Genomic DNA, 8,120 nt, shown 5'->3' on the forward strand with positions numbered 1-8,120 from the left:
CCATCACATTTTTTCAGGAGAGAGGGATTATGGGAAAAATCGTCATCGATCCGGTCACCCGTATCGAAGGCCACCTCAAAATCGAGGCGGTGGTTGACAACGGCGTGGTCAAGGAAGCCCGAAGCTCGGGCATGATGTACCGCGGGCTGGAGAACATCCTCCTCGGGCGCGACCCGCGCGATGCCGCGCGCATCATGCAGCGCATCTGCGGAGTGTGTCCCACCTCCCACGGGCTGAGCGCGACCTTCGCCCTGGACGAGGCCTACGGGGTCAACGGCAACATCCCCGCCAACGGCCGCATCCTGCGCAACCTGATTCAGGGCGCCAACTACGTGCAGTCGCACATCCTGCATTTCTATCAGCTCGCCGCCCTCGACTACGTCGATGTCACCGCCGTGGCCGATTACAACGGCTCCGATCCGACCCTGAAAAAAGTCAAGGAATTCATTTCCCGCGGCCATCTCGGCCCTTTCCTGCCGCGCTACGAGGGCGATTACCGGCTGAGCAAGGAGGAAAACCGCGCCGCCGTCGCTCATTACGTCGAGGCCCTCAACCTGCGGCGCCTCGCCCATGAGGCGCTGGCGGTGTTCGGCGGCAAGATGCCGCACAACATGTCCATCGTCGCCGGCGGCGTCACCGCCGAGCCGACCGTCGACAAAATCGCCAATTACCTGTGGAAGATCGAGCAGCTGTGCGACTTCATCGACCATCGCTACCTGCCCGACGTGCTCATGGTGGCGCGCCGTTACAGCGATTATTTCGGCATCGGCGGCGGGTGCAAGCAGTTCATGTCCTTCGGCGTCTTCGATCTCGACCACCACCCCGACCTGACCAAGCGCAAGCGCTGGCTGCCCCAGGGCATCGTCGGCGCCGATCTCAGGCTGCGCCCCGTCGATCCCAATCAGATCACCGAGCAGGTGGAAAACAGCTGGTATCGCGACACCGGCCCGGTGCACCCCTATGACGGCAGCACCGAGCCCGATCGCGACAAGGCCGGCGCCTACAGCTGGTGCAAGTCGCCGCGCTATGCCGGAGAGGTCATGGAAGTCGGCCCCCTGGCGCGCATGCTCGCCGCCTACGCCGCCGGTCACGCCGAGGTGCAGGGTCAGGTCAACGGGGTGCTCGGCCAGTTCAGCGCCGGTCCCGAGGCGCTCTTCTCGGTGCTTGGCCGCCACGCGGCGCGTGCCATCGAGTGCAAGCTGGTGGCGCAAAAACTCAAGCAGTGGGTGCTCGAACTCCAGCCCGGCCAGCCGGTGTGCGCCGAGTATCAGCTGGATGTCAACAATCGCGGCATGGGCCTACACGAGGCGCCGCGCGGCGCCCTGGGCCACTGGATCGTGGTGGAAGACGGCAAGACCAAGAACTACCAGGCGGTGGTGCCCACCACCTGGAACATGGGCCCCGCCGATGCCAAGGGCGTGCCCGGCCCCGTGGAGCAGTCCCTCATCGGCACCCGCGTGCGCGATGAGCAAAACCCCTTCGAGCTGGTGCGCATCGTGCGCTCCTACGATCCCTGCCTGTCCTGCGCGGTGCATGTGATCACGCCCAAGGGGCGCGACCTCGGTCGCTTCGTGGTGGCGCCGGAATGAGCGCCGGGACCTGCGATCACCCTGGGGTGCGTAGGGCCAACCCGGCGGGTCGCCCAGGGCGAGGCAACGCCTCGCCCCTACGGGACATCGACCGCGCCCCCGTCCTGGTCATGGCCGTGGGCAACATCCTGCGCCGGGACGACGGCTTCGCCGACGCGGTGCTCAGGGTTCTGGCCGAGGAGGATCTGCCCGACGCGGTGGAGCTCTTCGACGCCGGCACCTCCATCATCGACCTGATGGACGTGTTTCACGGCCGCGAACGGCTCATCGTCATCGACGCGGTGCAGGGCGGCCGGGCTCCCGGCACCCTCTACCGCTTCAGCCCCGAGGAGGTCGAGGCCGAGGCGCTTCCCACGACCAGCCTGCACCAGGCGGGGCTGCTGGAAACCCTCAAGCTCGGCGAACTGGTGGGCTGTCGCCCCAGAAGCGCCGTGGTGATCGGCGTGCAGCCCGGTTCCACCGCCCTGGGCATCGGCTTGACGCCGGAGGTCGAGGCCGCGGTTTCGGGGGCGGTCAAGCTGGTGAAAAAGGAGCTTGGCTTGTAAAGACCAGGGTGAGGCGTGCCTCGCCCCGACCTGACAATTTTCCCTTTGGAGGAGATCCATCATGGCACTTTCCAGACGCAGATTTCTTCAGTTCTCCGCCGGCACCGCCGCGGCCCTGGGCGTCAATATCTTTGAAAACCCGCTGCTGAAGAAGGCCTTCGCCGACGCCATCAAGCACACGCCCATCATCTGGCTGGCCACCGGCGCCTGCTCGGGCTGCTCGGTGAGTCTGCTCAACAGCCTCTCGCCGCGCATTCAGGACGTGCTTCTCGATCAGGTGGTGCCCGGTCACCACACCGAGCTGGCCTTTCATTCGACGGTCATGGCCGCCGCCGGCGACCTGGCCATGGAGGCCATGTACGCCGCCGAGGCCAAACCCTTCCTGCTGGTGGTGGAGGGCTCCATCATCACCAAGGATCCGCGCATGTGCGAGGTCGGCGAGAAGGACCACCACGGCATCACCAGCACCGAGCACATGGACCGGCTCGGGCCCAAGGCCCAGGCGGTCATCGCCGTGGGCTCCTGCGCGGCCTTCGGCGGGGTCAACAAGGCCAACATGAACCCGAGCGGCTCCATCGGCGTGGCCGAATATTTCCAACGGAAGGGCATCACCACGCCGGTCATCAACATCCCCGGCTGCGCCATCCATCCCGACTGGTTCGTCGGCACCCTGGCCGCCTATCTGCTCGCCGGCCCCGCCTCCATCGAACTCGACGAACACCTGCGGCCCAGGATGTTCTTCAGCAAGCTGATTCACGACAACTGCCCCCTGCGCGGCCATTTCGACGCGGGGCGTTTCGCCCAGCACTGGGGCGATCCCTACTGCCTGTACAAGCTGGGCTGCAAGGGGCCGGTGGCGCGCGCCAACTGCCCGGAGAAGAAATTCAACTCGGGCACCAACTACTGCCTCGACAACCGCCATCCCTGCATCGGCTGTGTCGAGCCGGAATTCCCCTACGAAGGATCCCTGTTCGCGCCGGTGCCGGTGCAGAACGCCACGCCCCCGGCGGCCTTTCCGCCGATTCACACCGAGCAGCGCCAGAACGTGGATTTCTCGCCGACCTACGGCGCGCTGGCCGGGGTCGCCGTGGGCGCCGCGGGCATGAACATCCTGCGCAAGCGCTCCGCCGAAGCCAAACAGGACCTCGACGAGAAGGAGTAAGGGCATGGGAATCAATCGCAGAAACTTCTTCAAGGTCGCGGCGGTGACCGGGGCGGGGGCCTGCGCGGCCCTCTCCACCCCGGCCCAGGCTTCGGGGCCGGCGCTGCCCGCCGATCCCGGCTACGGGATGCTCAACGACTCGACCCGCTGCATCGGCTGCAAGGCCTGCCAGACGGCGTGCAAAAAAGTCAACGAGTTGCCTTCCGAAGGCACCCTGGAGGATGGCGGCGCCCTCTACGATTCGCCGCGCGCCCTGTCCGACAGCACCTATACCCTGATCAAGATGCACCGCGACGAGCAGAGCGGCGAGGCCACCTTCGTCAAGCAGCAGTGCATGCACTGTCTTGATCCGGCGTGCAAGTCGGCCTGCCTGGTGGGCGCCTTCGTCAAGGAAAAGGAGGGCGCGGTGACCTGGGACGGCGGCAAGTGCATGGGCTGTCGCTACTGCATGGTGGCCTGTCCCTACAACGTGCCGCAGTTCGAGTGGCACAAGGCCATCCCCGACATCAGCAAGTGCACCCTGTGCCATGACACGCGCCTGACCAAGGGAAAGCCGACGGCCTGCGCCGAGGTCTGCCCCGCCGACGCCATCACCTTCGGCCATCGCGACGAGCTGCTGCGCATGGCCCGCGCGCGCATCGCCGCGCATCCCGAGAAGTACGATCCCCACGTCTACGGCGAGAACGAGGTGGGCGGCACCAACGTGCTCTACCTGACCAAGCCCAAGGTGGGCTTCGCCAGCCTGGGCCTGCCGGCCTTCGGCTACATCGCGCCGCCGCGCCTCACCGAATCCATCCAGCACGGGGTGTTCAAGTACTTTATTCCGCCGGTGGCCATTTACGCCGCCCTGGGCGGGATCCTGGCCTTCAATCAGCGGCGCAACAAGCTCAAGGGAGGGACGGAACATGAGTAAGGCGGTGGCCCTGCGCGGCAAATTCTGGACGCCCAATGTGGCGCTGCTGGTCTTTTTCATGGCCGGCGCCGCGGTGTTTTCCTATTTTCGCTTCTTTCACGGTTTCGGCTCCGTGACCAACCTCAACCCCAATTATCCCATGGGCATGTGGATCGCCTTCGATGTCGCCTGCGGGGTGGCCCTGGCGGCGGGCGGCTTCACCACCTGCCTGATCGTGGAGATCTTCGGCAAGCACAAATACCACGCCCTGTTGCGCCCGGCGATTCTCACCGCCTTCATCGGCTACATGCTGGTGGGCATGGCGGTCATGTTCGACCTGGGGCGCTGGTATTACATCTGGCACGCCCTGATCTATTGGAACGGCAACTCGGTGCTCTTCGAGGTGGCCTGGTGCGTCATGCTCTACCTGAGCGTGCTGGCGGTGGAGAACGTGCCGGCGGTGGTCGAGGAGTACAAGGACAAGGTCAGCCTGCCCGGCCTGCTCGGCCGGTTCAACGGCCTGGTGAATGCCTTTTTGCAGGTGGCCGACAAGGTCATGGGCAAGGTGGCGGTGTTCTTCGTGCTGGGCGGGGTGGTGCTGTCCTTCGGCCATCAGTCGTCCCTGGGCACCATGATGCTTATCGCCCCCTACAAGCTCCACGAGCTGTGGTTCACGCCCTGGTCGCCCTTGCTGTTTCTCATGTCGGCCATCGCCGTGGGGCCGTCCATGGTGGTATTCGAGGCCAGCCTCGCCACCTATTTCTTCAACCGCAAATCGGAGATCCACCTCATCGGTGATTTCGCCAAGTTCATCCCCTGGTTTCTCGGCGCCTTCCTGCTGGCGCGCTTCGGCGACCTGGCCTGGCGCGGCGCCCTGGCCGCGGCCTTCGTGCCGGGCACCTACGCCTACGCCTTCTGGGTGGAGATGGCGCTGTTCATCATCCCCTGCGCCGCTCTCATGAACAAGGGCGTGCGCTTTCACGGCGTCAAGCTGTTTCTCGCGGCCTGCTCGGTGATCCTCGGCGTGGTGGTCTACCGCTTCAACGTGTTTCTCATCGGCATGGACATGGGCCCGGGCTGGAACTACTTTCCGTCCGTGGGCGAGTTCGCCGTGACCTTTGGTTTCGTCGCCTTCGGCGTGTTTCTCTACAAGCTCGCCGTCAACTACCTGCCGATTCTCGAACAGCAGCACTAACCCCCCCCGCACGCTGCTGTCACGCCCCGCCTGGTTTTGGTCACTGGGGAGCGGTCGCAAGATCGCTCCCCGTCTTTTTGCCTGCGCGTCTACAAGGTAAACGTCGTTTTATTAAAATAAATTTTAAAATGGCTTGACATTTTTCGGCGGAATCGGAGAAATTAGGCTCCGTTATTGAAAACCTCGGAGGGTTCCCGTCATGTCCATCAAGTACAAACAGCTGATCATCATCGTCGCGGCGGTTCTCATCCCCCTGTTCCTGACCCTGGGCTTCACGCGCTATTTTGCCGCGCAGACCGAAACGCAGGTGGCGGAGCAGGTTGAGGAACTGGTCAACGGGCGCCTGGAGGCGCTCATCGACGGCGCCATTTCCCTGGTCGACAATTACCGCATCAGCCGCGACCAGCAGCGCGAGACCGCCATTCGCAACTATCTGCGCGCCTCCGCCGACAGCCTGTATGAGAAGGCGCGGCGCTATCACGAAAGCCTGCCGCGCGAGGAAGCCTGGGCGAAGATTCGCGAGGCGGTGCTCGCGGAAAAAATCGCCGCGACGGGCGAGGCCTTCGCCATGGACAGTGCCGGCACCCTGACCATCCATGGCAGCAGCGAGGGGCGCAATCTCGCCGGCAGCGCCCATATCGACGAAATGCGTCGCGAGAAGGAAGGTTACATCGTTTATCACGCGGTTACCGCCCAGCGCGACAAGGCCGTGTATTACCGCTATTTCGAGCCCTTGGATCTGATTCTCGCGCCGGGGGTGTTCATCGACGAGATGGATGCGCTGTACGATTATCGCGGCGAGGAAGCCGCGCTGGCGGCGATCCGCGCGCAGTTGGAGACCCTGCGCGTCGGCGACAGCGGCTATTTCTGGGTGATTCAGGCCGGCGGCGAGAAGCGCGGGCAGTATGTGGTTTCGCCCGAAGGCAAGCGCAACGGCCAGAGCATGCTCGAACTGCGCGATGTGGAGGGCCGCTCGGTGTTCAATGTCCTGGCGGACAAAGGGATGGCCGACCCCGGGAATCCCCAGGAGGAATACTTTACCTTCACCAGCACCCTGAGCGGCGCCCAAGAGCGCATGATGCTCGATTTTATCTATTTCGCGCCCTTCGACTGGCTGATCGGCGCCACCGTGCCGGAGCGCGAAATTCTCGCCGCCAGCGAGATGATCGGGGCCTCCTTCGCGCGCATGCAGGGTTACCTGCTGGGTCTCGGCGGTCTGATCGCCCTAGCCGCCGGCCTGTTCGCCTGGTGGACGGCGCAGCGCACGGTGCGCCCGATCCGCGCGGTCATGGAGATGGTCGGCGAGATCGAGCACGGCCACCTCGACCGGCGCCTGCGCCTCACGCGCAAGGACGAGCTGGGACAGATGGCGCGCACCATGGACGAGTTGGCCGACAATCTCCAGCACGAGGTGGTCGACGCCCTGCAAAAGCTCGCCGCCGGCAACCTCGACTTCGAGGCGCGGCCGCGCGACGGGCGCGATGTGGTGCGCGGCGCGCTGAAAAAACTCAGCGACGACCTCAATGCCATGGTGCGCCAAATCCAGGGTTCCGGCGAGCAGATCGCCACGGGCGCCGGGCAGGTGGCTGACGCCAGCCAGTCCTTGTCCCAGGGGGCCACGGAGCAGGCCAGTTCCCTGGAGGAGATCTCCGCGTCGGTGAATCAGATGGCCTCCCAGACCACGCAGAGCGCCGAGAACGCCCGCCAGGCCAACCGCCTGGCCGATGATGCCAAGCAATCCGCCGAGCGCGGCCGCGCTCGCATGCAGTCCATGGTGCAGGCCATGGGCGAAATCAGCGCGGCGAGCGGCGATATCAGCAAAATCATCAAGACCATCGACGAGATCGCCTTTCAGACCAACCTGCTCGCTTTGAACGCGGCCGTCGAGGCGGCGCGCGCCGGCCAGCACGGCAAGGGCTTCGCGGTGGTGGCCGAGGAGGTGCGCAACCTCGCGGCGCGCAGCGCCAAGGCCGCCAAGGAAACCGCCGAGCTCATTGAGTCCTCCGTGGGCAAGACCCGCCAGGGCGAGGACATCGCCGAGGAGACGGCGGCGGCCCTGGACGAGATCGCCACGGGCATCACCAAGGTCAGTGACCTGGTGGGTGAGATCGCGGCGGCCGCAAGCGAGCAGGCCGAGGGCATCGGCCAGGTCAACACCGGCTTGGGCCAGATCGACCAGGTGACCCAGCAGAATACCGCCAGCGCCGAGGAATCGGCGGCGGCGGCGCAGGAGCTCTCCGGCCAGGCGGCCCAACTGCGCCAACTCTTGCAGCGCTTCCGCCTCAAGGGGCAGGGTGGTTTCTCGGCTCCGGCCCCCGCGGCGGCGCAAGGGCAAGCACATCTTGCCTCGCCGGCGTCGCCGGCCGCCTGGGGCGGCCAGGGTGACGACAAGTCGACCAAGGCCGCGCCTCCGACCATCGCCCTGGATGACGATGAGTTCGGGCGATATTGAGGCGCGAGAGATCAACCACATCAAGCATTAAATTCTCAATCTTGGGGCGCCTCGCGGGGCGCCCCACTTTTTTTGAGAAAAAATTTTCTAAATTAAATTTTTCTTTGAATTTTGCCGAAAAGGGTGCTAAGTTGGCTCTTGCTAATGTCTGCACCCACGCAGCAACAGGAAGGGGAGGAGAAAAATGGCAGCGCGATTCAACAGCATTCAGGCCAAGGTCGGCGGGTTTCTGGCGGTGATCCTGGTTCTGGCCTTCGGCATCGGCACCCTGGTCAATACCTGGCA

6 protein-coding genes are annotated in these 8,120 nt (G+C 64.8%); all 6 read left to right on the forward strand.

The genetic code is table 11. The features are described 5' to 3' along the window. The first annotated feature begins 29 nt into the window (after positions 1-29). The 6 genes from QAT43_RS12760 to QAT43_RS12785 all read left to right on the forward strand — a co-directional run bounded on the left by QAT43_RS12760 (position 30) and on the right by QAT43_RS12785 (position 7,835). Complete coding sequence (locus QAT43_RS12760) at positions 30-1,589, forward strand: nickel-dependent hydrogenase large subunit (protein WP_305043465.1); 1,560 nt, start codon at positions 30-32, stop codon at positions 1,587-1,589. After that, the gene (locus QAT43_RS12765) at positions 1,586-2,134 is read left to right on the forward strand and encodes a hydrogenase maturation protease (RefSeq protein WP_305043466.1); all 549 of its coding nucleotides are present in this window, start codon (positions 1,586-1,588) and stop codon (positions 2,132-2,134) included. Before QAT43_RS12760 ends, QAT43_RS12765 begins: the two co-directional genes overlap by 4 nt. 61 nt (positions 2,135-2,195) lie before the next feature. Next, positions 2,196-3,296, forward strand: a complete 1,101-nt coding sequence (locus tag QAT43_RS12770; protein ID WP_305043467.1) for a hydrogenase small subunit — start codon at positions 2,196-2,198, stop codon at positions 3,294-3,296. Between the two features lie 4 nt (positions 3,297-3,300). Next, positions 3,301-4,209 (forward strand): hydrogenase 2 operon protein HybA, encoded by a 909-nt coding sequence (gene hybA, locus QAT43_RS12775; RefSeq protein WP_305043468.1) that lies wholly within the window; start codon positions 3,301-3,303, stop codon positions 4,207-4,209. Then, a complete protein-coding gene (nrfD, locus tag QAT43_RS12780) occupies positions 4,202-5,383 on the forward strand; it encodes an NrfD/PsrC family molybdoenzyme membrane anchor subunit (protein WP_305043469.1) in 1,182 nt (393 codons plus the stop codon). The genes hybA and nrfD overlap by 8 nt, the downstream gene beginning before the upstream one ends. A gap of 199 nt (positions 5,384-5,582) precedes the next feature. Next, positions 5,583-7,835 (forward strand): methyl-accepting chemotaxis protein, encoded by a 2,253-nt coding sequence (locus QAT43_RS12785; RefSeq protein WP_305043470.1) that lies wholly within the window; start codon positions 5,583-5,585, stop codon positions 7,833-7,835. The last annotated feature ends 285 nt before the right edge of the window (positions 7,836-8,120 follow it).

It is taken from the genome of Geoalkalibacter sp., assembly GCF_030604225.1.
GTDB lineage: Bacteria > Desulfobacterota > Desulfuromonadia > Desulfuromonadales > Geoalkalibacteraceae > Geoalkalibacter.